General features: G+C 57.8%; 19 protein-coding genes. 12 read left to right on the top strand and 7 right to left on the bottom strand.

Features of this window, described 5'->3' with window-relative positions; genetic code table 11:
- Window positions 1-182: 182 nt before the first annotated feature.
- Complete coding sequence (locus tag HDF12_RS16400; RefSeq protein ID WP_179585077.1) at window positions 183-443, top strand: GlsB/YeaQ/YmgE family stress response membrane protein; 261 nt, start codon at window positions 183-185, stop codon at window positions 441-443.
- 85 nt (window positions 444-528) lie between these two features.
- Here the strand turns inward: HDF12_RS16400 and HDF12_RS16395 are convergent, their stop codons facing one another.
- From HDF12_RS16395 to HDF12_RS16385, 3 genes are all read right to left on the bottom strand, one after another.
- Window positions 529-2,895, bottom strand: coding sequence for a sensor domain-containing protein (locus HDF12_RS16395; RefSeq protein WP_179585076.1), 2,367 nt, complete (start codon window positions 2,893-2,895; stop codon window positions 529-531).
- Between the two features lie 250 nt (window positions 2,896-3,145).
- Window positions 3,146-3,976, bottom strand: a complete 831-nt coding sequence (locus tag HDF12_RS16390; RefSeq protein ID WP_257025707.1) for an alpha/beta hydrolase — start codon at window positions 3,974-3,976, stop codon at window positions 3,146-3,148.
- Window positions 3,977-4,173: 197 nt separating this feature from the next.
- Window positions 4,174-5,724, bottom strand: coding sequence for a sensor domain-containing diguanylate cyclase (locus tag HDF12_RS16385; RefSeq protein WP_179585074.1), 1,551 nt, complete (start codon window positions 5,722-5,724; stop codon window positions 4,174-4,176).
- Between the two features lie 394 nt (window positions 5,725-6,118).
- Here HDF12_RS16385 and HDF12_RS16380 point away from each other — a divergent pair, with 394 nt between their 5' ends.
- The 4 genes from HDF12_RS16380 (at window position 6,119) to pyk (ending at window position 10,399) form a co-directional block, all read left to right on the top strand.
- Window positions 6,119-7,237: a VWA domain-containing protein gene (locus HDF12_RS16380; protein ID WP_179585073.1), complete on the top strand. Its 1,119-nt coding sequence runs from the start codon at window positions 6,119-6,121 to the stop codon at window positions 7,235-7,237.
- 136 nt (window positions 7,238-7,373) lie between these two features.
- Window positions 7,374-7,862, top strand: coding sequence for a thioredoxin family protein (locus HDF12_RS16375; protein ID WP_179585072.1), 489 nt, complete (start codon window positions 7,374-7,376; stop codon window positions 7,860-7,862).
- Window positions 7,863-7,946: 84 nt separating this feature from the next.
- Window positions 7,947-8,792 carry a YihY/virulence factor BrkB family protein gene (locus HDF12_RS16370; RefSeq protein ID WP_246373353.1) on the top strand — a complete coding sequence of 282 codons (846 nt, stop codon included), beginning with the start codon at window positions 7,947-7,949 and terminating at the stop codon, window positions 8,790-8,792.
- A gap of 77 nt (window positions 8,793-8,869) precedes the next feature.
- Complete coding sequence (pyk, locus tag HDF12_RS16365) at window positions 8,870-10,399, top strand: pyruvate kinase (RefSeq protein ID WP_257025706.1); 1,530 nt, start codon at window positions 8,870-8,872, stop codon at window positions 10,397-10,399.
- Between the two features lie 102 nt (window positions 10,400-10,501).
- Here the strand turns inward: pyk and HDF12_RS16360 are convergent, their stop codons facing one another.
- A complete protein-coding gene (locus tag HDF12_RS16360; RefSeq protein ID WP_179585070.1) occupies window positions 10,502-11,029 on the bottom strand; it encodes a PEP-CTERM sorting domain-containing protein in 528 nt (175 codons plus the stop codon).
- Between the two features lie 288 nt (window positions 11,030-11,317).
- Here HDF12_RS16360 and mutL point away from each other — a divergent pair, with 288 nt between their 5' ends.
- The 6 genes from mutL (at window position 11,318) to HDF12_RS16325 (ending at window position 19,260) form a co-directional block, all read left to right on the top strand.
- Complete coding sequence (gene mutL, locus HDF12_RS16355; RefSeq protein ID WP_179585069.1) at window positions 11,318-13,375, top strand: DNA mismatch repair endonuclease MutL; 2,058 nt, start codon at window positions 11,318-11,320, stop codon at window positions 13,373-13,375.
- A 99-nt stretch (window positions 13,376-13,474) separates the two neighbouring features.
- The gene (gene pstS, locus HDF12_RS16350; RefSeq protein ID WP_179585068.1) at window positions 13,475-14,365 is read left to right on the top strand and encodes a phosphate ABC transporter substrate-binding protein PstS; all 891 of its coding nucleotides are present in this window, start codon (window positions 13,475-13,477) and stop codon (window positions 14,363-14,365) included.
- Window positions 14,366-15,099: 734 nt separating this feature from the next.
- Window positions 15,100-15,471 (top strand): PEP-CTERM sorting domain-containing protein, encoded by a 372-nt coding sequence (locus tag HDF12_RS22690; RefSeq protein ID WP_179585064.1) that lies wholly within the window; start codon window positions 15,100-15,102, stop codon window positions 15,469-15,471.
- Window positions 15,472-15,740: 269 nt separating this feature from the next.
- On the top strand, window positions 15,741-17,993 hold the full coding sequence (locus HDF12_RS16335; protein WP_179585062.1) for a hypothetical protein: 2,253 nt from the start codon (window positions 15,741-15,743) through the stop codon (window positions 17,991-17,993).
- 5 nt (window positions 17,994-17,998) lie between these two features.
- On the top strand, window positions 17,999-18,796 hold the full coding sequence (gene cmk / locus HDF12_RS16330) for a (d)CMP kinase (RefSeq protein WP_179585060.1): 798 nt from the start codon (window positions 17,999-18,001) through the stop codon (window positions 18,794-18,796).
- A gap of 263 nt (window positions 18,797-19,059) precedes the next feature.
- A complete protein-coding gene (locus tag HDF12_RS16325) occupies window positions 19,060-19,260 on the top strand; it encodes a cold-shock protein (RefSeq protein WP_013581125.1) in 201 nt (66 codons plus the stop codon).
- 148 nt (window positions 19,261-19,408) lie between these two features.
- Here the strand turns inward: HDF12_RS16325 and HDF12_RS16320 are convergent, their stop codons facing one another.
- Window positions 19,409-20,377: a hypothetical protein gene (locus tag HDF12_RS16320; RefSeq protein WP_257025705.1), complete on the bottom strand. Its 969-nt coding sequence runs from the start codon at window positions 20,375-20,377 to the stop codon at window positions 19,409-19,411.
- A gap of 314 nt (window positions 20,378-20,691) precedes the next feature.
- Between HDF12_RS16320 and HDF12_RS16315 the strand changes: the two genes are divergently transcribed.
- Window positions 20,692-23,178 (top strand): 2-oxoglutarate dehydrogenase E1 component, encoded by a 2,487-nt coding sequence (locus tag HDF12_RS16315; protein ID WP_179585055.1) that lies wholly within the window; start codon window positions 20,692-20,694, stop codon window positions 23,176-23,178.
- 71 nt (window positions 23,179-23,249) lie between these two features.
- Here the strand turns inward: HDF12_RS16315 and HDF12_RS16310 are convergent, their stop codons facing one another.
- Both HDF12_RS16310 and HDF12_RS16305 read right to left on the bottom strand, forming a co-directional pair.
- Window positions 23,250-23,870, bottom strand: a complete 621-nt coding sequence (locus HDF12_RS16310; RefSeq protein ID WP_179585053.1) for a hypothetical protein — start codon at window positions 23,868-23,870, stop codon at window positions 23,250-23,252.
- Entirely contained in the window at window positions 23,854-25,548 is a 1,695-nt protein-coding gene (locus HDF12_RS16305) for an MFS transporter (protein WP_179585051.1), read from the bottom strand. The genes HDF12_RS16310 and HDF12_RS16305 overlap by 17 nt, the downstream gene beginning before the upstream one ends.
- Window positions 25,549-25,702: the final 154 nt, after the last annotated feature.

Genomic DNA, 25,702 nt, shown 5'->3' with positions numbered 1-25,702 from the left:
CCGATCTGCAACGTGGTTGTCTTGTTGACCGGATAAAGCGCGCCCACCCGCCGTACTCTCTTACCGAAAATCTCCGAATCAGCAAGATCAAACTCTTGCGTCGGCACAAAGTAAGAGTATCCTTCTCCCATCCAGCGAGACGTATCCGGCCGCCCCGGAAAACCAAACACGGAGGATCAGCTATGTTTCATCTGCTTTGGACGGCTCTCATCGGTCTCATCGTCGGTGCGCTTGCCAAGCTCATCATTCCGGGCAAAGAGCCCGGTGGCATCTTCATTACGATGTTGATCGGCATAGCAGGGTCCTTCCTCGGGACCTTCCTCGGCCGGGCTATTGGTCACTATGAGCCTGATCAGTCCGCTGGCTTTCTGATGTCGCTTGTCGGTGCCCTCATCTTGTTGGGCATCTACCACCTGATCAAGCGCAGCCGGGCAACGACCTAGCAATCACAAGTAGTTTCTGAAGATTCAGCGGTTGTCGCGCGCCCAGGGATACCTCCGTCGCGATCGTCGCTGTGCCAAAAGTCCTCTACCGAACCAATCCGGTAACGGGCTCCGAGGCACGAGCGGCGGGGCCGTTGGCGTACTGCCTTATCACGTCACTGAACTCCGCCATCGCCACAGGTTTCGCAATGAAGTTGCCCTGCGCTTCGTCACACTTCCTTCGCAACAAAAATCGCATCTGTTCATCGGTCTCGACCCCTTCGGCGACTACTTTAATATTTAGCCCGTGAGACATCGCGATAATCGTTCGAACCACGGCCGCGGCATTGGCGTCGGTTCCGGCCTTCTTCACGAAGCTCTGATCGATCTTCAGCCGGTCGACCTGATATTCCAGCAGATACGAGAAGCTGCAGAATCCCGTGCCGAAGTCGTCAATGGAGATACGGACTCCCAGCTCCCTCATTCTCTGCAACTTGTCCAGAACATGCTCGGAGTTGACCATCAACATATTTTCCGTGATTTCGATCTGTAGTTTCTCGGGAGAGAGACCGCTCTTCGACAGCGAATGTTCAACAATAGGGACGAGATTTTTTTGCTGAAACTGCCGTGGCGACAGATTGATTGAGACCGTTAGATCCATCCCAAGCTCGTCCTGCAGCGCCTTCCCCTCGCAGCATGCGGTCATAAAGGCCCACTCCCCGATCGGCACAATGAGTCCAGTCTCTTCTGCCAATGGAATAAATTGCGATGGCGAGATGCTTCCAAGTCTAGGATGATTCCAGCGGAGCAACGCTTCCATGCCGGTAACGGCTCCGGTGGTCAGCGAGATCTGTGGCTGATAATGCATGCTGAGCTCTTTATTCGTCAATGCGTGGCGCAGTGCATGCTCCATCGTCAGTCGCTCTGCCGTCTCCTTCAGCATGCTCTCGCTGAAGATCTGGAACTGGCTCCGCCCATTCTCCTTTGCCGCGTACATTGCCGAATCCGCCCGTTTGAGCAGATGCTTGGCATCGCTTGCGAAGTCGGGGTAAATGCAGACTCCGACACTCGCGGTCACACGTACCAGGTGCTCTTCGATTGATATCTCCGGAGATAACGCGGCTACCAGATTGGCTGCGCATTGTTCAACGTCGTCCACGTTGGTGATGTCCGGCATTACAACAACAAACTCGTCTCCACCTACCCGCGCCACCACATCCGTGCTGCGCACGGAGCGACGCAGTCTCTGCGCAGCCTCGATCAAAATCTGGTCCCCTGCCGAATGTCCCAAGGAGTCGTTGATACGTTTAAAGTGATCTAGATCGATGACAAAGACTGCGACCTTGGTTCCATACCGTCGTGCCAGTTCCACCGTCTGAACGGTCTTGTCCTGCAAAAGCGCGCGCCCGGTCAGTCCCGTCAATTGATCGTGTGTGGCCAAATGAGTGACATACTCCATCATCTGGCGCCGGTCCGTAATGTCGAACGCGATGCTCACAAAGCCGCTTACTTCACCGGCCTCGTTGGTCACGGCTCTCATGGCCAGATTGATCGGGGTTCGTGCGCCGTCGCGTCGGACAAGCGTCCACTCCTGTTCCTCCATCTTTCCCGCGGCCGCCCTCGTCGTCAGAACTTCGAACCCATACTTTTCCAACGTCGCGGCAGAGTCGATCGCGACCGCCCTACCCAACAGCTCTCGTTCGTCGTGCAGCACTGTTAGTGAAGCCTTCTCGACTAGTTCCTCGCGGCGATACCCCGTCAGCTTCTCTGCTTCCCCGTTCATTGCCGTAATCATTCCCGCGATATTGGTCGCGATAATGCTGAAGGGAGCGTTCTGAAAGACAGAGTCCGTAAACTCCGCCAGGTGCGCGTATCGTTCCTGCGTCGCCTTGGCTTCGCTGATATCGCTGAAGGTGATGGCCAGCCCATCTCCGAGCTTGACGACCTGGGTTCGCAACCAGGTTGCCTTGACGCTCGGGTAACTTACGGGAAACTCTTCGTTGAGCGATTCCCCAGTCTCGACAACTCTGCAAAATCTCGTGAACATCGGCCCCGTGGTCTTAATCGGAGTCACTGCGCACAGAGTCTGTCCCAGGAGCTCAGAACGTGATCGTCCCGTCAGTCTCTCAACGTTGGCATTGACGTACAGAACTCGGAAGTCTACGACTCTGCCTGCTTCATCTCGTACAGATTCAAAGAGCCCAAAGGCATCCAGACTGGTCTCGGCGGCTGCCAGAAACTGTGAATGCGCCTGCTCGGCCCCTCTTAGCTTCTCTACGCGGCTATATTCGCGCCACAGCGCCCAAATTGCAACGGCGGTGCCGGATATTGCAATCAAGACAGCGCTCAACTTTCCGAACTCGGCCCCATGATTGACTCGCCAGAGTTCCGCCACCACCAGCGAAACCGGCGCCGCTGAGAGAATCGTCTTCCAAATCCAGGATCGCTGGGATTCGAGCGCAGAAGCCTTCAAGAAATACCTCGAAATACGTGCAAGTATAGCGCCAGCATCGTGCTTCTCTAACCCCCCGTCCGCTAGCATAACCGGACGAAGCAACTTCTCTCGCAATCAAAATGCGTGATCCACGTGCACCTTGTAAAACGTTTGCCTTCGACTTTTATTCCGCAGCGATACCAAATGCAGTCTATTCGTTCCTAGCAGCCTGGGATCAACTTTTTTGATTCCATCTCGCTTGAACGAGCGCAGCGATCTCTTCGGCACACTATTCCTGCGACATCCAGCCATGCATTTCCATCCAATTCGCGAGCAGTGTCGGATAGATGGCTAGCTCGGACATTCCTTTCATCCCCTGAGCCATTCCCGTTCCATGTTGCCCGCGTTCGAAGATGTGCAGCTCCACTGGCACACCGGCCTGCTTCAATGCGTCGTAGAATGCCGTTGCATTCATCGGATTGACAGTCTGGTCGGCCGTAGTGGAGAAGATGAAGCAGGGAGAGGTATTCTTCGTCACCAGCTTCACCACCGAGATCGAGTCCAACATTGCCTTCGTCGGATGGTCGCCCAGCAGCCCCTCCATATTCGTCCTTCTCGGTACTGAGTCGTCCATTGTGAATCGCCCATAGGACACAATCGCGAAGTCCGGCCGGTCGCTGACTCTATCAACAGGATCCTCAGCGCCCGAAGAGCCGTTATCATTCACTGCTGCCAGATAGCCTGCCAGGTGACCGCCAGCCGAGAAGCCCCACAGCCCGATCTTGTCCTTCGCTACTCCCAGTTCTGCTGCGTGGCTGCGTACATAGCGCATCGCCCGTGCGCCATCCAGCATCGGAGAAGGGAAGTGGTATCGCGGTCCCAGCCGGTACTCCAACACGAAAGCTGTTACGCCATGCGCATTCAGCCAACGCGCCTCCTCCCCACCCTCCTTTTCGATCGCCAGATGGACATATCCGCCGCCTGGCATCACGATCACAGCAGAATGTAAGCCAGCCCCCGGTGCTGGATACACATACATCTTCGGTACGTCTCCTTCACCGTCGCCCAATGCGCCGGGCGCTCCGTTTGGCCATAACACGACGGTCTTTGCAAATCCCATGGGAGGCTTCGTCACGGTTGCTGCGACCAGCGAGTGAGCGGGTGTAGCAGCCGTAGCCGAGTTTGAGGCGCACCCGACTCCAAGGAGCGCACAGAAACAACCAACTGTCAGCCAAAGAAGTTGTCTCATCGTCCCGTCAAGATACATTCTTCTCAACCCATTGCGTTGGCAAAATACGAGATGGCGGACCCGCATTGTCAGGCCGTCGAATCCGCAGTGGACATCTCGGCTGTCGATTTCACCGCCGTCGTCGACTCCACTCGGTTTCGTCCCAGATACTTGGCACGATACAACGCGTGATCGGAGGCCGTTAGTAAAGATATCACCGCAGTGTTCCGGTTCGGTACCTCCGCCGCCACCCCCACGCTGATGGTTTGGATTCCAAGTTGGTTACCCGAGTGCGGCACCTTCAAGGATGCGACAGCCTCGCGGACGTTTTCCGCCACTCGCACCGCAACTTCGATCGTCGTGTTCGGCAGGATCACGGCAAACTCTTCGCCCCCAAAACGCGCTGCGATCTCAGCTTTACCTTGTAACGCACTTGCAATCACCTTCGCGATGCAGCGCAGACATTCATCCCCGCCAACATGTCCATAGAGGTCGTTATACGCTTTGAAAAGATCCACATCGATCAGCAGCAGCGACAGCGGTTGCTGATCGCGCATAGCCCGGTGCCATGCCTCCTCGAGCCTTTCATCAAAGGCCCGCCGGTTGGCAAGACCGGTCAGGGAATCCGCATTGGCCAGTTCGCGGTATCGCAGTTCGCTCTTCTGCAACGAAATCTCGAGCGCTTTGCGCTCCTCGAGTAGAGCCGCCACTGGAAAGAAGGTGAAGAGGGCCACGGCAAGGAAGATCTGCTCAATCACAATCTTGTGGAGCAGATTTGTACCAGTAATCAGCATCAACGGCCCGTGTCCAGTGACAGTGAACCAGATCGAGATCAGTGCAATTACAAACACGGCTAGAACCGTGCCCGGGAAACCCAACCGGAACACCACCAGCAACAGCGCGGGAAAGATAAAGAAGATGAGCGGGTCTTTGCTGTGGCTGAACACCAGCGCTGTCGCGGCCGCCGGAACCATCAGTAATAACAGTGTTCTCGGCAGTTCCTGACTTCGCAGCATCGTAAAGAAGCCTGGCCGCTGCAAGATGAAGACTAGTGGCGCGATGATCGCCATCCCCAACACATCACCCAGGTACCAAGTACGAAACAGCATCCACCAGGGGCCTGCCTTCACAAAGAGTAACGTCCACGAAGCTCCCAGAGCACTGGTCAGCGCCGTCGCCGCAACGACCGCGACGCCAAGAAAGCCCAGCAGGGGAAGGCGCTTCGTCAGCTGCAGAGGGTTGCCGAACCAGCGCGTCAACAGCACAGATGAGGTGATTACTTCCACCGAGTTGGCTACCGACACGCCGATCGCCAGCCGCAACGGGTCGCCGTAGATCACATCGGCCAGCGTATCGGCCAGGAAACCCGCAATGAAATAAGGGATCCAGGTTTTTTTCGGGCGCGTAACCACCAGCGCAAACAAAAGTCCGTTGGTGAACCAAATCGTCGCAACTCCATCCGACTGTCTCGAAAGCACAATCCCCAGCCAGGAAAAAAGCAGCAGAATAAAGAACGTAGCGATCAGGTGTCGCCAGTGAATGGACCCGGAGCGCGAGTGTGTATCTGTGACTTCAGGAGCAGCACAATGAGCCAGCTCTACATCGAGCGACGCTTCGCCAACGCTCTTGCTTATGTCCATTGCATTCTCGTTCCAGCATTTTCCCAACGCTGTCAGCATACTGCAAGGAGAGCTGTCTAACACCTTATCGCGCAGAGCAACTCCACCTATCTTTCGCCTGCTTCTTCAGGAAACGCGGCCGTTAAAGTTACGAAGATCCGCTGGCGATTGCAAACGGCTCCCGAGCCGAGGGCGCAAAGACTCCACGAGCCGAGGATTTTCGTTCTGCAAGCGGTTCACTTGAATCAGAGAAACCGGAATGCGGAAGAGCAGATTGAACGATGAATCGATAGTAGCAAGTCAGAGATTTCTCGTCAGCAAAAACGTCAGGTCAAACGACTCCAGTTTGAAACCCCACCCACCCGGTGTCGTCTAAACTCACATGATCGCCCCCCACCTGCTCCGGCCTCTTGTTATGGTCGTTGTCTTACTCGCCTCCGGCCTGCGCGTTCCGAGCATCGCCGCACAACAAAAAACCTCTCCGCCCGATCAGTCCCCTTCCACCACGGCAGCGACGATCGCCGTCGACGCCCGGCTGGTCAATCTTCCCGTGGTCGTACGTGACAAAAAGGGAGCACTTATCCAGAACCTTACCAAGGATGACTTCACCCTTCAGGTGGACGGTAAGGCCCAGACCATCCGGTACTTCGACAAGGACACTAACCTCCCGCTCACCCTCGGCCTCCTCGTCGACACCAGCCAGTCCCAGCGCGGTGTCCTGGACGAAGAACGCACCGCGAGCAGCACCTTCCTCGATCAGATGCTCACCAACCCGAAGGATCAGGCCTTCATCGTCCAGTTTGCGCGTCAAACGGAGCTGTTGCAGGACTTAACGACTTCGCGCCCGCTGCTCCAAAGGGCTCTGAAAGAGATCGATACTCCCGCCCCCGCCTCCGCTGATGACGATAGTGACAGCCGCAGCCACAGCCGGGGAGGGACCGTTCTTTATGATGCTCTCTTTTTGGCTTCCGACGAGCTGATGAGTAAGCAGACAGGCCGCAAAGCCCTGATCATTCTCTCAGATGGTGTAGATCGAAACAGCAAGGAGAATCTCGTGCGATCCATCGAAGCCGCCCAGCGAGCCGACACCATCATCTATGCCATTTACTTCAAAGGGGAAGAGTCCCATCCGCAGAACAATAACCCTCAGCATGGCCGTGGTGGCTATCCTGGCGGTGGCTTCCCCGGGGGCGGATATCCTGGTGGTGGCTACCCCGGCGGCCGTGGCGGCTATCCCGGAGGTGGCAATGGGGGTGGCAATGGGGGGAACTATCCCAGCCAGAGCAAGGTCGACGGAAAGAAGATCCTCGAACGCATGGCACAGGAGACTGGTGGCCGTCTCTTCGAGGTAAAGAAAAATCAAGACGTCGCTCAGATCTATAACCAGATAGCGGAAGAGCTTCGAGCACAGTACCGCCTCGGTTACACCCCCGCCCAGGACGCAGCTTCGAACGGCTACCATCAGGTCGCGGTAGACATCCATCAGAAAGGTCTCGTCGTCCAGACCCGCGACGGCTACTATGCCGGGAAGTAGCCGTCACCGGCTTCTCTCAGCATAGTTTTGCGTTACTCCCTGATCTTCATGCATCATCTGTAGATATCGGGATTGAATGTAGATATCCGGATCGCAGCGGGCGCCCTCACAGTCCTGTCCTACGAACAAGGTCTCGATGAACACGATACGTCGCATCACGATTCGCACTGTTGCAGTAGCGCTTCTGGCGCTCATGATGACTTCATTCGCTCCGGCCTCTGCTCAGTCCGTCTTCATGGTCAACAGGAACCTCTACTCAGAGACCGCCAACGCCAATGCTGACATTGCCGCCGCAATGGTCACCGCCCGCCGCGAGCACAAGCGCATCATCCTCGACTTCGGTGCAAACTGGTGCGGTGACTGTCAGGTCCTGGATTACTACTACCGCCAAAGTCCCAATGCGGAACTCCTCGCCAAGCACTTTCTTGTTGTGCACATCGATACCGGCCATGTAGACCACAACGTGGATGTGGCAAAGAAGTATCATGTTCCCATCGCCCATGGCATTCCTTCTCTCGCTGTCATCGACGCCCACGGCACCCTCCTCTACGCCGAACACGAGAAGGAGTTCGAGCACACCAGCGTTGAAGCCGTCACGGCTTTCCTCAATCGGTGGAAGGCGTAATCTGTCTCTTTCGCTCTTCGGTGTGCCCTTATGAGAAGACTTCTTCGTCTTCCCAGGATCCTCCACGGAACGCTGCTCCGGGCAATGAGGCACGATAGCCTCAACCTCGCCCAATCTACTGCCTACTCGGCGATGGTCTCACTGTTTCCGGCCCTCATCGTCGCTGCCGCCGCTATCAGCCTCGTTCCGGACAATACTCCTTTTCGCTTCCAGTTCGCTCTCTTCTTCGATCGCATCCTTCCTCCAGATGTCAGCCCCCTGCTGCAAAGTTATTTTGTCGCTTCGCCACAAACGACCCGTTCCACTCACGCACTGAGCCTTGCGGCGCTCGTCAGTCTCAGCGGCGCCTCCAGCGTTCTAGCGACCATCATGGAAGGTCTGCGCCGTGCTAACGATCTCCCGTTCGACTGTTGGACTTTTTGGCAGCGTCGCATCCGAGCACTCGTTCTGGTCCCCCTCTCGCTGATTCCCTTCGCGCTCGCCAGCGTCCTCGTGGTCTTCGGTCACTTCATCACGACCTGGGTCGCCCTGCACATCACGCCCTCTGCCCGTACGTCGGTCTTTATCCTTGCTCTCGTCATCCGATGGAGCGTTGCGCTTATCGGCAGCATCGGCGTCACTGCCCTCATCTACCATATGGGAACTCCCATGCAACAATCATGGAAGCGTACCCTCCCTGGGGCCTTCGTCTCCACCGCCATGTGGTTTTTTGCGACTGTCGTCTTCGGCTGGTATGTCACACGCTTCGCCAACTACTCTCAGGTCTATGGATCCCTGGGCGCCGGCATAGCGCTCCTGTTCTGGCTCTATATCATCTCGCTCTGCGTTCTGTGCGGGGCTGAGTTTAATGCAGAGTTCCACTCTCGATTTTTCCACCCGCATCATCCTCATTCCAACCCCGCGCCCCCAAACACCCTCCTCCCCGGTTAGAATTGCCACGGCAGTTAAAACTCACTGGTCATACCATCATTCTTTCGCGATGGTGAGAAAGTCTCCTCAAGCGACCCATGAAGAAATCTTTGAACTCAATGCCCAATGTTGCTCCCTTTGCCGCAATAGAACGTGGTCGCCGCGCCAAGATCGTCGCCACCCTCGGCCCCGCTTCCAGTACTCCGGAGATATTCCGCCAGCTTGTCCGCGCCGGACTCGACGTCGCCCGCCTGAACTTCTCTCATGGCAGCCACGAACAAAAGGCCGAGCTCATACGCATGGTCCGCACGATCTCCAAAGAAGAGGGCAAGCCCATCTGCATCCTCGCCGACCTGCAGGGCCCCAAGATTCGCACTGGGAAACTCAAAGGTCATAAGCCTGTGCAACTCGTCGCCGGCAAGCGCCTGACAATCACCCCGCGCGAGATCGAAGGCACCGCCGCTTTGGTGGGCACCACCTTCAAGACGCTCGCCGAAAACCTCGAGCCCGGCTCCCGCATCCTGCTCTCCGACGGCCTCATCGAGCTGCGTGTCGAGACGGTCAAAGGAGTAGACGTCACCTGCGAGATCATCAACGGCGGCATGCTCGGCGAAAACAAGGGCATCAACCTCCCGGGTATCGCCGTCAACGTTCCTTCGCTCACCGAGAAGGACGAAGAGGACCTCATCTTCGCCATCGCTCAGGGTGTAGATACCGTCGCCGTCTCCTTTGTCCGCACCGCCGACGACGTACGCCACGTGAAGAATCGTCTGGCCGCTCTGAAGTCCGACGCGTGGGTTGTTGCCAAGCTGGAAAAGCCACAGGCGATTGAACATCTCGATAGCATCCTCGAAATCACTGATGCGATCATGGTCGCTCGCGGCGACCTGGGCGTAGAGGTTCCGCCGGAAAAGGTTCCGGCTCTCCAAAAGCACATCATTCGCCGCGCCGCTGAGTTCCGCAAGCCCGTGATCACGGCCACGCAGATGCTCGAGTCGATGATCGACAACCCGCGTCCCACTCGCGCCGAGGCGTCAGACGTCGCCAACGCCATCTACGACGGCACCGACTCGGTCATGCTCTCCGCCGAAAGCGCTGCAGGCAAGTATCCCGTCGAAGCCGTCGCCATGATGGCCAAAATCATTACCGAGACAGAGCACCAGATCCGCCTCGATCCTCGTCCCGCACTCGGTCATCACCCCAGTGTCCGCCTCTCCATCGCGGAGACAATCTGCGAGTGTATGTCGCATGCGGCCGACGACCTCGACGTAGCCGCTATCGCCATCTTCACCGAGAGCGGCATGACCGCCCGGCTCCTCTCCAAGTACCACCCCGACCCGCCCATCTTCGCGCTCTCGCCCTTTGAGAAGGTCATCAACCGCTGCATGCTTCTCTGGGGCACATATCCTATCCTCTGCGCTCGCTTTCGCGATACGGACAAGCTCGTCAACATGGCCGAACAGATCCTCGAAACACAGGGCCATGTTCATCAGCGTCAGATCGTTGGCATCGTCGCCGGGACTCGCACCAAATCCGGGGCGACGAACTTCATGCGTCTCCACATGGTAGGCGACCGAGATACCGAAACCCACAAATCCAAAACCGCAACAAAGAAAAAAGTCAGATGATCGGTAGATAGTCATTCGACTGCCGCCTACCTCTACATAAAAAGAAGAGCCGCTTCATATTGCGAAGCGGCTCTTCCGTGACTCATGATGCAATGCAGTGAATCAACCAAAGCGTAATTTGAGGCGCATCGCACCGGCGATACCGAAGATACCCGTGCCAAAGAGCGCAAGGCTGCTGGGCTCGGGAACCGGCGAATTCTTGCTTACGTCTACAGTGTCGGATTCGGGAAGGCTCAGTCCCTTCGGCCCTCCTATCGTTGCTGTCTCAATACCCCAGGTAGCGCTCAGATCGATAACGTCTCCATCGGCGAGGCCGAACGACAAACCTTTGGAATCAAAAAAGCTGGTTGGCAAAAAGAATCCAGGGACAACTCCCGGGTAGGTAAGTTTGTTGTCACCGAACCCTTGCAGAGAAGTGATCTTCGAAGATCCTGCCCAATCTTTGACGGTGCCCGTAACGCCCGTAATGTCATAGATATCTGAAGCGCCTCTTTCTGTCGCGGTAAACGTACCGGAGCCAGAGAAGAGAGGGCCCGAAAAACTGAAATCGAAGGTATCGGCGAACGCGGCAGAAGTGGTGGCGAGAGTAACCAAGGCCAGAATGCAGAGTCCCAGTGTTCTATGTTTCATAACGCTCCTAAAGGTCGCAGGACGAGTACTTGCAACGTGTACTTGCATTCTGATGGCCAATCACGAGACGCGAAAACTCGTTCATAATCGCTTTCCAACCCTCATCGGCGTGGTATTTTGCCCCAAAAAGTGCAATCAAATGCATGTGAAAGTGGTATTCATTTACCCATTTGGACAACAGCTGCGAATCTATTTCCCACAATGAGCTGAAAGCGTTCGCTTCTACAGCCGAATTGCCGCTGTGGCCGAGTGAATCAGCAGGCGCACCCATCCCCTACAATCGATCTCATGGGCCGCATCCATATCCTCTCCGACCTCGTGGCGAACCAGATCGCTGCCGGCGAAGTTGTCGAACGACCCGCATCCGTCGTCAAAGAACTCCTCGAAAACTCCCTTGACGCCCACGCCACCCGCATCCGAATTGAGGTCGAGGCCGGCGGGCGCAAGTTGATCCGCATCACCGACAATGGTCACGGCATGGTACGCGACGACGCCCTCCTCGCCTTTGAGCGCCACGCCACCTCCAAGCTCCGCAGTGCCGATGACCTCCTCTCCATCGCAACCTTAGGCTTTCGCGGCGAGGCCCTGCCTTCGATCGCCAGTGTCTCTCGCCTGAAAATGGAAACCCGCGTTGCCGAAGAGGCCTCAGGCACCGTCGTAGAGATCGCCGGCGGCAACATCCTCCGCGTCGAAGACGCCGGTCTCCCAGTTGGGACCACCATCACCCTTCGCGATCTATTCTTCAACACCCCCGCTCGCCGCAAATTCCTCAAGTCCGAGCAGACCGAGCTCTCCCATATCGCCGCCCTCGTCACCCACTATGCCCTCGTCCACCCCGCAAAACACTTCGAACTTCACTCCTCCACGCAGGCTCTTCTTGTCGCCCCCGCCGTTGCCAACGCCGCCGACCGCCTCTTCCAGATCTTCGGCAAAGACACCAGTCACTACATGCTCCCAACCACCGCCGAACTTGACTTCACTCGCGCCGGCCTTCCCGAGCCCCCACCATGGAAGCGCGATGAGGACTACGTTGCACCCGACCCCGGTTACCTGCGCCTGACTGGCTTCGTCTCCAAGCCCGAACTGCAAAAGCTCAATCGCAACTCCATCTATGTCTTCGTCAATCAGCGTCTCATCCGCGACAAGCTTATCCTCCACGCACTCTCCGAGGCCTACCGCAACATCCTACCTCCGACCTCCTACCCCGTCGTCCTCCTATACCTCGAGATGCCGCCGCAAGAGGTCGATGTAAACGTTCATCCAGCCAAGACCGAGGTCCGTTTCCGCCAGCCAAGCTTCGTGCACGACTTCGTTCGCGACACCATTCGCACCACGCTCATCCAGGCCCGTCCCGCAGCCAGCTTCGCCACCGCTCTTCAGAATGGTCCGCACGGTGTTTCAAGCGCTCTGCTCATCGACGTAAGCCCGCTCCCCGGCCCTCCAGACGGCAGCAACGCCATACCCCAGCCAGTCTTCGGCCCCACCTTTCAACCGTCGACATTCGAAGGCCATCCACTTACTCGTCTGACTGTCGAAGAAGAAGGTGCTCGTTATTTTTCGAATGGCTCCGAAGCCGCGCAATGGGATGTTCCAACTTCGACCGAGACAGTAAAGTCTCCCAACTTCCAACTTGCTGCCCCGATCGTGCCCCCGTCTCCGGGCCGCTTCGCCTTCGCCGGACATTCGATTCCCGTGGGCTACGAGTCCATCGAAACTGAGCCTGGATATGACCCCGCCTCGCCGCAGCAAGCCGACACCCTCACCGCCCTCTCCACCCTCAAGCCGCTTGGTCAGCTTCGTGACTCATTTATCCTCGCCACCAACGAAGAGGGCCTCTGGATCATCGATCAGCACGTGGCTCATGAGCGCATCCTATTCGAAAAAGTTCTGCGCGATCGCGACACCGAACAGATCCAGCGACAGCGTCTGCTCATGCCTCTGCTCATCGACCTCCTCCCCGCGCAGATGATCACCTTCGCCGAGATCGCCGAAGAGTTGGAGCGCAACGGCTTCGAAGTAGAACCCTTCGGCCCCCGCACTCTGGCGGTCAAAGCTGCACCGGTGGGTCTCGAGGGCCTCGAGCTTGAACACCTGCTTGAAGAGATCCTGGCCGTCCCCGACCGCAATCGCCAAACCGAGAACTCGGAAGCCCGCCGTCGCCGCATCGCGGCTTCTATCGCCTGCCACGCTGCGATCAAGATCAACCAGCCACTTGAACACTCGAAGATCGAGTGGCTGCTCGAGTCACTCGGAAAAACCGAGCATCCCACGGCTTGTCCTCACGGCCGGCCCATCGCTCTGCGCTACTCCTATAAGGACATTGCGAAGGCCTTCCAGCGCATCTAGCTCTGTGAAGACTCTGCGAATATGTCGTTTGGGCGGCAACCAACACTCCGTGGTCGTGCAACAAAACTAAGATAAATCTTCGCTTCACGGGAGAAGACTTTGCGCAAATCTATCGATAGCTTCCGCGTCCCTCTCCGAGCAGCCCATGTTCTTTGTTTTGCGTCCACCCTTTTTTTTGTCTCCCTAGTGGGCTGCAAATCAAGCTCTGGTGGCAGCGAAGCTCAGAGTGTCAATCTAAATGGCGCCGGAAGCACCTTCGTCTATCCAGTAATGTCCCAATGGACTTCGGCCTTCTCCAACGCACACTCCAGTGTGCGCATCAACTATCAATCCATCGGCTCTGGGGGTGGCGTTCAGCAGGTCAAAAACGGCACAGTAGACTTCGGAGCCTCCGATGCCGCGCTCAATGATGATCAACTCAGTGGCATGAAACCTGTAATCCAGATCCCCGAATCTGCAGGCCCGGTTTGCATCACCTACTCGCTACCCGGCCTCAGCAAGCCGATCCAGCTCTCTCCCGATGCCGTCGCGGGGATCTTCCTCGGCAAGATCACCTCATGGCATGACCCGATCCTGGTAAAAGACAACCCAGGTGTTGCTCTGCCCAACATGAAGATTCTCGTCGCCCACCGCACCGATGGCAGCGGCACCACGAATGCTTTCACCACCTATCTCTCGTCCGTCAGTCCAGAGTGGCAGCAGAAGGTTGGCAAGGGCAACTCCGTCGACTGGCCCGTTGGCATGGGTGGAAAGGGAAGTGAGGGAGTCACTGGGCAGGTCCGTCAAACTCCTGGAGCCATCGGATATGTCGAACTGACTTTCGCGCAGCAGAACAAACTACCCGTCGCCTCGGTTAAGAATCTCGCCGGCAAGTACATCCTGCCGGATACGTCCAGTACCACCGCCGCTATCGCAGCCTTCACCGATCAACTCTCAAAAGATCCACGCACTCCGATTGTGAACGCCCCAGTCTCCGCGCCAGACGCCTAACCCGATTTCGACCCTCACCTTCCTCATCATCCCGAAGGACGGCCCAGATGTCGCCAAACGAACGGCCCTTCGAAACTTCATCCAGTACGTCATTACCGACGGACAGGCCGCGGCGGCCACGCTCAACTACGCACCACTTCCCGATGGCGTCAAAACTTATGACCGTCAGCAGCTCCAACAGATGACTGCTGCGGGCCAGCCTATCCCGTAAAACTTCAATTGACCCACTTTGTAGCTTCTACCGGGGACAAGTCGAGGGCGCGCTTCTTCAGCAAAGATGGCGCAGCTTACTCTCCGGCGCTCTTGTTGCAAATAAAAAATCGCAAGAATTGCTCGTTTACCACTTCCGCCTCCTTTCCAAACCGGGTAAGCTACGGTGCTATAGCAGTTAGATCGACAAACAGATTTTGCAGTTGGAAGACAGTACGCATCCTCGGAGGTCTTATGCGTTCTTCGTTCCGTTCGTTTCTGGTCCTCGCTTCCGCCTTTCTACTAGGCGCAAACCTTGCAAAAGCAGACACCATCAGCGTCTCCATCTCGGAGCTGGCTAGCGGCACCCTCGGAAGTCAATCTTCACCAACGAGCTTGTAACCTTCACCGGCACATTTGCGAGTCAGCAACTCTTGGCCTGCGTCGCTGCGAACAGTTGCCTTGGTTCTCTGGGTCCAGGCGAGTACATACTCTCCACCTTCACTGACCCTGAAACAACCACTACTCTGGTAACGACCCTCACCGTGGCCGGTCTCGGGATCTTCCTCGCGAACAGCGGCGACAATTTCATAGACATCTTCTACCCGGGCGGTCCCCTGACACATGTCTCGATAGCCGACGGCGGTGACCCCAATGGCCATCTCACCTTTCCGCTTGATACAACAGATCTCAATCTCCAGAACTGTCTGTCGGACTTTCCTGCGAGCGATTGCCCTCTCAGCGCCTCTACCTCCGGCGGAACCTTGATACTGACCGCCGCGAGCGAAGACTACACGACCTCCACCGTGGTCACCCCCGACAGCTCGTCCGTTCCTGAGCCCTCAACCCTGGCCCTGCTCGCAACCGGCATCGCGGGGCTCTCTGAACTTATCCGCCGCCGCGTGCGATCCGCCTGATTCCTTCAACGAAGCTCTCGGAGGCGTGCATCTGCACGCCTAACCCTTGCTAACAATTCTCGCAAACAAGCACAAATTCAAAAGAATCGATGATGACCTCCCTTGAACGTCAAACGGAGAGCTACTTCTTAGAGGGCTCTATCCGGCAAACCGTCCAACTTTGCGGTATTCTTGTAATAACGCGCAGCAGACACTTGACCGAACTTTAGTCGCGCGCCGCTCCTTTTGAATCGAAGACCGTCCTTCGGCCCAGGCCGAAGATTGCTGGAGTGCGGATCATCGCCCAGCAGGAAGGCAACACCTTGAGTAACCTAAGCACTCCCACGGCTGACCAGCTCGCCGCCGCCCGCCTCGCGCATTGGCATCACAACGCCGATCCCATCCTCACCATCAACATGCTCCGCGATTGGCTCAACACCACAGGCCTGGTCTTCTTCACACCTCGCGCAGCTCAGCTTCCCGCGCCCGCGCCCTCGTTCGTCGAAGCCATCCTCGGGACCGCCAACGCCGCTCCTACTCTTGCCGACACCGACCAGTCCCGCAGCCTCCTCTCCCGTCTCGTCCTCGACGGCGGTGCGATTCCCCTCAATCTACTTGGTTCCCCCAACGGCACCGGCAGCGAAACGCCAGACTTCATCGTCTCTCCGCTCGCCTTCCCCTACATCTTCACCCTGCGGGGCGACAAAGCTTGGAAGCAGCCACCCGCCACCAGCGGCGCCACCAAGGTCTCCCCCCTCGCCCTCAACGCATACACCCTTCTCGCGGAACGCGCGAAAAACCACTCCACCGGCATGAGCTCCTATGATCTCACCACTCAGCTTGGCAAAGAGGTCACCGAGACCGCCGTCCTCCGCTCGCTCACCGAGCTCTGGCAGCACCTCCGCGTCATCCCCGTTCCCCAGCCTGACGGAGCCGCCACCCTCTGGGAGCTCACGACCGCCCGATTCACCAAGCAGATTAAAGCCGGTGCCAACGCAGGACAACCCTCGGCCCTCTCGGCCCTCATCTCTCTCTATCTGGGCCAGGCCATCGTCGCCTCTGAAGAAGACATCGAGACCTTCCTCTCGCCTATCGCAGCCCGCTCGCGCATCCGCGACGTTATCCACGCGCTCATCTCCGCGCGCCAGCTGGAGACCATCGCCGTAGAGGGCCGCACAGTCCTCCACGTCGCCGGCGAACTCCCCACCTTCCTCGCAATCGCAGCTCCCGCACCCGACGACATCGACTCTATTGTCGTCACTACCGAAGGCGACAACGCAGAATCCTCCGAGGAAACTGGCCGGATCAAGAAGTTCATCCCCAAGCCCCGCAAGGTCGGGACAGGATTTGTAACCAAACCTGGTCGCAGCTCCGAATCCACTCCTTCCCCGCGCGAGCGCCGGCCCTTCACCCGCGAATCCAACCGGCCCGACCGCCCCAGCTTCACCAAACCCTGGCAAGAAGAGAAGGCCGACCGCCTCGCAGCCGCATCCGCCTCAGACATCTCGAACGAAGGCGACAGCGCCGAAGCCCCCCGCGCCCCTCGCACTTATGACCGCAAGCCGAGCTCCGATCGAGCGGGGAAGCGACCCTCCTTCGGCTCGAAACCATTCGGCTCAAAGCCCTCTTTTGGATCGAAGCCGTCCTTCGGCAGCCGCCCAAGCTTTGGCAACAAGCCGGCGTTCGGCAGCAAGGCCCGCTTTGGCACCGATCGTCCCTCTGTCGGGGGGGACCGCTCCAGCTTCCGCCGCAGTGAAGACTCTGGCGACAGTCGCCCGCCGCGCCGTGAATACACACCGCGCCCACACACCGATGCCCCAGTAGGAGACAGCGACCGTCCGCGCAAGACCTTCTCCAAGTCAGGCACCTTCGGGCGCAAGCGTGAAGGCTTCGCAGGCAAGCCAAGCTTCGGGCGCGACAGCAGCAACTCCCGTCCGCCCCGCCGCGACTACGGCGACTCTCGCCCCCCACGCCGCGACTTTGCACCTCGTCCCGACGCAGACGCTGGAGAAAGCCGCCCTGCCCGTCGAACCTTCGGCGACAGGTCAGCCAAGCCCAGCTTCGGTGGACCCCGTAAACCGGGCAGCTTCTCTGCTCGCCCGCAACGCAGCTACGACGGCGGCGACCGCACCAACGGCTTCGCCCCACGCAAAAACTTCTCTCGCGACTCCGAAGACCGACCCCGCCGCACAGAGGGCCGTGCAGCACGTCCCGACGGTCCCCCCTTCCGCAAGTTCGACGCGCCTCGCACCCCACGTCCCAAGGGCGCCTTCGAAGGCAAATCCAGCGGCAGCTTCGGCGAGAAAAAGCCGTACAGCAAAACCGCCAGCAGCTTTGGCGCAAAAAAGCCGTACAGCAAATCCAGCGGCGGCTTCGCCGGCAAATCAACTACTGGCAGCTTCGCCGGCAAGAAACCGTACAGCAAATCCGCCACCACCGGAGCCGGCAAACCCGCCAGCACGTTCGACAAGTTCAAGGGCAACAACAAGCCCTTCGGCAACAGGCCTCCCGCCCGCAAATTCAAACGTGAGGAAGGGGAGTAAGCCGGATGACGCAGCCGCACGAGGACTCCGCACCCGCAACGCAGCCTGAAACCAAAAAGCGCCAGCGTCCCGTCATCGCCATCGACGGGCCTGCTGGCGCCGGAAAAAGCACCCTAGCCGCCCATCTCGCCCGCCGCTTCGGATTCCTCAACCTTGAGACCGGCGCCATGTACCGCGCTCTCGCCCTCAAAGCCATCGAGAACGACTACGACTTCGATGAAGAAGCGCCACTCATGGAACTCGCCGCCCACACCCGCATCACCCTAGAGCCCCAACTCGAAGGCAACCGTGTCCTGCTCGACGGCATGGACGTCTCCCGCCGCATTCGCGAAACCGACGTCACCAACGCCGCCTCCAAAATCTCTGTCCACCCTCAACTTCGCGCCTGGATGGTCCAGCAGCAGCGTGCGCTAGGAGAAGCTGGTGGGGTCGTCATGGAAGGCCGCGACATCGGCACGGCTGTCTTTCCGGACGCTGAAGTCAAAATCTTCCTCGACGCGGCCCCCGAGGTTCGGGGCAGCCGCCGTTATCGCCAGGCCGCGCCCGGGTCCGATTCCGTTGGACCTACTGTCAGGCAGAACTCCGCGCGCCAAGCTCCCGATCCCGTCACGGCAGAGCAGCAGCGCCTCTCCGAAGAAGCCGTCCTCCGCGAGCTGAAAGACCGCGACTACCGTGATCGCAATAGGGCCGAATCCCCCCTTAGGGCCGCCGCCGATGCAGTGATCCTGGACTCGACCTCTATGACCCTTGACGAGGTCTTGAATCAGGCCGAGGAGATCGTCCGAACTCACCTCAAAGCGTAACGCTGCGTGATATCTAACATTGTCGATGCACGTTTGTCGAATCCATCCAACCCCGATATCCTCTAACAAGCCGAAATATTCACATTTTTTGCACCATAAATAGTGCAACCATAACTATTTAGGAGAATAAGTAAAAAAAACTTGGCAACTGTGCTAACCTTCACACATCGTTTGAAACAGATTGGATTTCTGCAAAGCTCGTACTGTACGAACCCCGATTTGGATCTAGCGGCAAATTCAATAGCAATAAGGAAATAGCGAACATGGAACAGGGAACAGTGAAGTGGTTTAACGATGCCAAGGGGTTTGGCTTTATCAGCCGTCAGAACGGCGAGGACGTATTCGTACACTACTCGGCGATCAATTCGAACGGTTTCAAGAGCCTTCAAGAGGGCCAGGCTGTACAGTTCAACGTGGTAAAGGGACCTAAGGGTTGGCAGGCGTCTGACGTTCAGCCTCTCTAGTCTTTAGCACTACGACTACAGCGACAACCAAGTTTTGCGAAAGGGATGGCCTCGGCTATCCCTTTGCGCGTTTTTCGCTATGTTTTGCCGCAAACCATCCATCATCTTCCCCCGGAGAGCTGGTGTAGTCTCCGCTCACGCCTGACGATCACTTCGGTATCGCCTCCGGCTCAACGGAACTCTCCACCGGTACTATCGTCGAAGTTGCCTTGAACTTCCGATAGTCCGATTCGACCGCTTCAATGTGTCCGTTGAAGCCCAAAAACAGCAAGGCTCGAGCAGACCCCTGGCCTTCGAATCTCGCCGGCAACCATACCTCGCCATTAACCTTTCTCTGCTCCATTGAGAAGTTTGTCCCCTTCTGAATATTCGCCACCAGCCCGCCACCGATCTTGAAGTTATTCACAAAGTGTCCTTCGGCCTTTACCAGCACGCGGTCCTGTTCATCGACCCACACCGTGCCCATCATGTCTCGAACCACCTCCTCGAATCTGGTTCGTGTCTTGGCCTTCGGATCGCCTGCATAGTCCGCCACAATCGTGTCCCTGCCATTCAACTGCACTCGTCGCGGACTGGTAAAGCTTCCCAACTCCAGCGCTCGCGAGGCCGTCATCAAATCGTGCCCGCGCGCATCGGACTCCTTCCCCTCCTTATCGGCCTTCTGTCGTCTCTCCTTGGCCTTCTCGGAGTCCTTATCAATCCGTTCATTCTCTTTCTTCTGTTCGTCCGGGCTTAGCTCTCGCCCATCCTTCTTTACCAGCCGGCCCACCGGCACTCCATTCGCCCAAAAGACCTCATACTCCATTGTCTCGGTCTTCTTTAGTCCGCCACGCGAATCCAGTCGTTGTTCCGTCACCAGCGACCGATACAAATAGTCCTTCTCGATCGCCTCTGCGGCTCTCTGATTCGTCTCTACGTCGTTCATGAGAGCAGCAATATCCGGCAGCGATCGTTCCGCAGCCTTCCCGTCCTCCTTTGCCGGAGCAGAGGTAGTAGGAGCAGAAGGGGTGATAGGAGCAGAAGGAGCGACACTTTGTGCAGGCTCCTGAGCCGAGGGCGGCGCAACTGTGTTTGCCTGGCCCGGAAGGGTCAGAGCAATCGCTTCGGACAAACCCATCGAACCCACCACTAGGAGCAAAACCAGAAACCTGCGAGCCTCGACCACCATAAGTTCCCACTATAAGCGGCAAATCGAGACTCCGCTCCTCCGAGACTATGTTCCATAGTCGAAATCCCACCTCTAACCCGCTGGGAAAAAACGGCTTACAACATCTCTGGGCTCTCTGTCCTTTGGCTCGCTGATCTCAGAGGGTGCAACTTTATGGTCATAGCCTCTCGCGGGCCGCTCGAGAGCGTGCACCCGACCTCCGAAAGGTCTAGCATAGATAGAGGACGCGCACCGCTCGCGAATAGATCTGAAGTGAGGAAGCAATGGCCACGAAGGCAGAGGCACTGACTGCAACAACACCCGCAGTTGAACAACACGAACGAGAGACAATCTTCGATATCTTCCGCCGCTGGGGCTACCTCCAGGCATCACTTGACCCTCTCGGTCAGTACCTTCCTCCCGAGCCATTTCCAACTCCCGCACCAGAAGGCGATATTGCGAAAGAAGCGCGCAGCTACTACTGCGGAACCATCGCCGCGGAGTTCATGCACATCCCCAGCAACGAACAACGTCAGTGGCTGCAGGAGCGCATCGAACAAGTTGCTCCCAAGCCTGATCAAGCATTGATCCTCACGCAACTCATTCGCGCCGACCTCTTCGAGCAGGTCATTCAGTCGCGTTACCTCGGCACCAAGCGATTCTCCCTCGAAGGAATCACAGCGCTGATCCCGTTCCTCGATCGCGTCTTCGCAGTCAGTGCGGGAACCGGCGTCGCCACGGCCATGATCGCAATGAGCCACCGCGGCCGCCTCAACGTCATGACCAACACCATCGGTCGGTCTCCTTCAGAGATCTTCACAAAATTCGAAGACGTCGATCCCCGCAGCACCATGGGTGGCGGCGATGTGAAGTATCACGTCGGCGCAACCGGCGAATACCACTCGCCCGACGGAAAAACCATCTCGCTCCATCTCGCCTCGAACCCAAGCCATCTCGAAGCAGTCGACCCCGTAGTCCTGGGACGCACCCGAGCCAAGCAGGAGCGCATCGGTAAAGATGGCAACGATCAGGTTCTGCCGCTGATCATCCACGGAGACGCAGCATTTGCAGGACAAGGCATTCTCGCCGAGACGCTGAACATGGCCACGCTGCACGGATACAACGTCGGCGGCACCATCCACGTCATCGTCAACAATCTCCTCGGATTCACAGCTGTCCCCGAAGAGTCGAACTCCTCGCGCTTTGCCACCGACATCGCGAAGCGTCTCCCCATTCCGATCTTCCATGTCAACGCCGAAGATCCGGATGCCGTCGTGCGAGTCGCCGCAATCGCTGCCGAGTATCGCAATCGCTTCCACTCTGACATCGTGGTCGATCTCGTAGGCTATCGCAAACACGGACACAGTGAAGTCGACGATCCCACCGTCACGCAGCCCCGCCGTTACGCCATCATCAAGGATCGCCCCGCGCTCTACCAGCTCTATGCAAAGCAGATCGGCATCGACCCCACCGCCGAAGTGCAGAAGGTCCAGCAAGAGCTCCTCGACGATCAAAAGACCGCGACCCATGCCGATCATAAGCCGCAGCTAGCCCAGCTACCCGCCTATTGGGACCCCTACAAAGGTGGCGAATGCGAGCCCGAGTATAACGTTCCCACCGGCCTGCCTGCCGAGCGCATCAACCAGCTGGTCACCTCGCTGACCTCATACCCAAGCGGATTCCATATCCATCCCAAGGTGAAGAAACTCTTCGAGCAGCGTCAGGAGATGGGCGCAGGCTCGCGGCTCTTCGACTACGGTATGGCCGAGCTCGTAGCCTTCGCCTCGCTACTGGAAGCCGGAGTCCCCGTGCGTCTAAGCGGACAGGATTCGCAGCGCGGAACCTTCAATCAGCGCCACGCCGTCATGGTCGATACTGAAACCGAAGTCCGCTACATTCCCCTCGCTCATCTAAACGAAACGCAGGGCAAGTTCGAGGTCTACAACTCGCTCCTCTCCGAAGCCGCGGTCCTCGGCTTCGAGTACGGCTTCTCCCGCGACTATCCCGAGACCCTCGTCCTGTGGGAAGCGCAGTTCGGCGACTTCGCCAACGGCGCGCAGATCATCATGGATCAGTTCATCGCCGCCAGTGAAGCGAAGTGGGGTCTCCTCTCCGGCATAGTCCTGCTTCTTCCTCACGGCTACGAAGGCCAGGGGCCCGAGCATTCCAGCGCTCGTATCGAGCGTTACCTGCAGCTCGCCGCGAACGACAACATCCAGATCTGTCAGCCCTCGAATGCAGCGCAGTACTTCCATCTCCTGCGCCGACAGGCTCTCAGGCCATGGCGCAAGCCGCTCGTCGTCTTCACCCCGAAGAGCATGCTTCGCCACCCCGACGCTTCTTCAACCCTCGCCGACTTCGCCATCGAGCACTTCCAGAACGTACTGCCCGACAACGACGTAAAAAATCCGCGCCGCCTACTCGTCTGCAGCGGAAAGATCGGCCACAACCTCCGCGTCGAGCGCGAGAAACGCAAGGACTTCAGCGTCGGCATCATCTTCCTCGAGCAGATGTACCCCTGGCCCGAGCAGGAACTGCAGGCTGCTCTCGACCAGCACCCGGACGCACAAGAGATCATCTGGGTCCAGGAAGAGCCAGCCAACATGGGAGCATTCTCCTACGTGATGCCGTTGCTGCGGCGCATGTCCGGCGACCGCGCTGTACTCAGCGTCAAACGGAGTGCCAGTGCAACGCCAGCAACCGGTTCCGCCAAGGCTCACGAGATCGAAGAAAAAACCCTGATCGACCTGGCACTCGGCGCGGCCGTCTAATCAACGCTGCAAAATCCGCGGGCACAGCCTTGGTTTCGGCTGTGCCCGTCGTCGTCCATGGCAACGAAAGTTTATTCGGCGACGTGTACCGCAACCTTTCTGCGGCGAATAAAGCCCGCAGCTGTCAGCAGCCCGCTCCCCAGCAATACAAAGTTGCGAGTCTCCGGGATATCAGGAAAGGCAGCCTTCCTGAAAACGACTGCATCATCGTAGTCTCCATCAAAGAGCGGAATGAATGAATCTTCCGCTTCAAGGTATCCATTGGAACTGTTATAGATCGCGGAGCCGTTTGGTACGGAGTAAGTCATCATCGAGCCGCTTCCCATCTGCGGCATTGTCGATGCGTTGTTCCTCATCTCGATAAACGGGTTAGGGATGGTGTCGGCAGAAGCGAGTTTGGCAGAAAATAGCGCGACAACCAACGAGGATGTAGCGCAAAACACACGTAGCGTTAACCTCATGGCAAGACCTCGGAAAAGTTTTTCAGAGAAGGGGCCTGCCCGAGTAAGGAGCACGCCGGCGGCCAAACGTATTTCCTCCTCTTCCGGAAGCCTCGCAACTCGCCACACCATTATTTTCAAAGATTTGCGGGCTGGACTTTTATTGACTCCGTCTTCCATTTCCCCAACAACCGCAAAAAGCTGCAGGAACGAAAGAAAACAGTTCGATCCAGTATTACGGCTTCGTTTCAATAGTGCTCGCAACAGAGTGCGACGGTATCGGATTCGCAACCTCTCGCGCATAGATCTGGTACGTCGTCTTCGGCGGATCTTCATGCTGATGTAACGCACGCACGCGAGCGCGAATCGTCTCATCAGCCGCAGTAATCCTTTCGCGCGAACGCAGGTAATCCAGCCACGACTCCATCACGAAGGTCTCGTTCAGATGTTTCGGATCGATGGCGTCGCGGTAGATGCCCCATCGCATCGCGCCATCCCGCAGCCGCACGCCTCGAAGCTGATGGATCGCAGAGGTGAACTCCGCATAGTTTTCGATCGGCACGCAGTACTCAATCGAAATTCGGACAGGACCGTCTGTAGGCTCCGTATCGAGTGCAAGCTGTGGCGCAGGATGCTTCCATTGATACGGCGTGTGGTCAGGAAGCGGACCCTGCAGGATATGAAACCGTCTCGCGAATGGGAAGGTGATCAGCAAACCACACGCCGCTGTGGTCAGCGAGATCGTCGTCGATGTGTGTTCCGCGATGTACCCCCACAGAATCGCGCCGAACGCCATGCCTCCCTGAAAGGTCGTCATGTAGGTGCCCAGCGCGCGAGCCTGTACCCACGCCGGCACCGAAAGCTGAACCGAAACGTTGATCGTCGACATCGTGCTGGTCCAGGCCGCGCCAGATAAGACAAGCGTCGCGATCAGTATCGAGGGGCTGCGCACGAACGCCAGGACCAGCAGTACAACGACGTTGTAGAGCGTCGAAGTCGCCAGAATCTGATCCGCGGAAAATCGCTGCCGAATGCGATGAAGCGTAGTAGCCGCGATCACTGCTCCCAACCCCAGCGAGCCGTTCAAAATTCCATAACCCAGTGGACCCTGTTTCAGATCACGCTTTGCGACGACGGCCAGCAGCGACCAGATCGCAGAGATGAAGAACGTGTAGATGAACGCGCGCACCAGCGACGACTGCAGGTCCGGCGCGTATCGCACATAGCGCAGCCCCGAGCGGATCGAACCAGCGATGCGCTCCGACGGCAGCGCAGACTTGAACAGGGGAATCCTCTTCCAGTTCACCAGCACCCAGATCACGCCTGCGAACGAGAGTGCATTAAGCGCGAACACGGAGCCGGCCCCTGTGTAAACCCTCTGGAAGCCGGCAACCATCAATCCGCCGAGCGCTGGGCCCACCGCACGGGCCAGGTTGTTGCTCGCGGCATTGAGCGATACCGTATCCGGAATCAGTTCGCGAGGCACCAGCTCCGGCACAATCGCCTGCCAGGCTGGGTTGTTCATCGCTGAACCGATGTTGAGCAGGAACGTAAAGGCGAGCAGAGCCCACGGCGAGATGTGGCCTATGAAAGTAAGGATCGCAAGAATGCCCACCGAGCCGAGCATCCAGGCCTGCCAGAAGATCAGCAGCTTGCGCCTGTCGAAGATGTCCGCCGTTGCCCCCGCCAGCAGCCCCAGCAGCAACACCGGCAGACTGGCCGCGGTCTGCATCAATGCAATCAGCAGAGGCGACGCGGTCAGGGATGTCATCAGCCATGTGCCTGCAGTGTCCTGCATCCACGTCCCTACAGATGAGATTGTGCTGGCAATCCATCGGTCACGAAACAGAGGAATCTTCAGCGGTGCGAAGCCGTTGGAACTTGCCGGAATCGAGGCTTCAGGGGCGGTGTTGGGAGATTCAAGGGGCATCGCTCCGATTAGTTTACGGTGTGACGGTCACTCTTCGAGGATTTCAAAAAACGCGCCGAGGGAGATGATCCCATATAGTTCATGGTTAAAAAGGAAACCCACGCAGCGCGGTGGGGGCTGTTGCGTGGGTATTCCAGTAAAGCAACGAAGTGGG

The organism is Tunturiibacter gelidiferens (assembly GCF_013410115.1).
GTDB classification, from domain to species: domain Bacteria; phylum Acidobacteriota; class Terriglobia; order Terriglobales; family Acidobacteriaceae; genus Edaphobacter; species Edaphobacter gelidiferens.
The sequence above is the reverse complement of the archived record's forward strand: the minus strand, read 5'-3'. Positions and strand labels throughout refer to the sequence as shown.

Excerpts from the sequence above, each read along its gene's own strand:
- HDF12_RS16400 (WP_179585077.1), top strand. The coding sequence starts at position 183 with ATGTTTCATCTGCTTTGGACGGCTCTCATCGGTCTCATCGTCGGTGCG.
- HDF12_RS16390 (WP_257025707.1), bottom strand. The coding sequence starts at position 3,976 with ATGGGATTTGCAAAGACCGTCGTGTTATGGCCAAACGGAGCGCCCGGC.
- HDF12_RS16385 (WP_179585074.1), bottom strand. The coding sequence starts at position 5,724 with ATGGACATAAGCAAGAGCGTTGGCGAAGCGTCGCTCGATGTAGAGCTG.
- HDF12_RS16380 (WP_179585073.1), top strand. The coding sequence starts at position 6,119 with ATGGTCGTTGTCTTACTCGCCTCCGGCCTGCGCGTTCCGAGCATCGCC.
- HDF12_RS16375 (WP_179585072.1), top strand. The coding sequence starts at position 7,374 with ATGAACACGATACGTCGCATCACGATTCGCACTGTTGCAGTAGCGCTT.
- HDF12_RS16370 (WP_246373353.1), top strand. The coding sequence starts at position 7,947 with ATGAGGCACGATAGCCTCAACCTCGCCCAATCTACTGCCTACTCGGCG.
- pyk (WP_257025706.1), top strand. The coding sequence starts at position 8,870 with ATGAAGAAATCTTTGAACTCAATGCCCAATGTTGCTCCCTTTGCCGCA.
- HDF12_RS16360 (WP_179585070.1), bottom strand. The coding sequence starts at position 11,029 with ATGAAACATAGAACACTGGGACTCTGCATTCTGGCCTTGGTTACTCTC.
- mutL (WP_179585069.1), top strand. The coding sequence starts at position 11,318 with ATGGGCCGCATCCATATCCTCTCCGACCTCGTGGCGAACCAGATCGCT.
- cmk (WP_179585060.1), top strand. The coding sequence starts at position 17,999 with ATGACGCAGCCGCACGAGGACTCCGCACCCGCAACGCAGCCTGAAACC.
- HDF12_RS16325 (WP_013581125.1), top strand. The coding sequence starts at position 19,060 with ATGGAACAGGGAACAGTGAAGTGGTTTAACGATGCCAAGGGGTTTGGC.
- HDF12_RS16320 (WP_257025705.1), bottom strand. The coding sequence starts at position 20,377 with ATGGGTTTGTCCGAAGCGATTGCTCTGACCCTTCCGGGCCAGGCAAAC.
- HDF12_RS16315 (WP_179585055.1), top strand. The coding sequence starts at position 20,692 with ATGGCCACGAAGGCAGAGGCACTGACTGCAACAACACCCGCAGTTGAA.
- HDF12_RS16305 (WP_179585051.1), bottom strand. The coding sequence starts at position 25,548 with ATGCCCCTTGAATCTCCCAACACCGCCCCTGAAGCCTCGATTCCGGCA.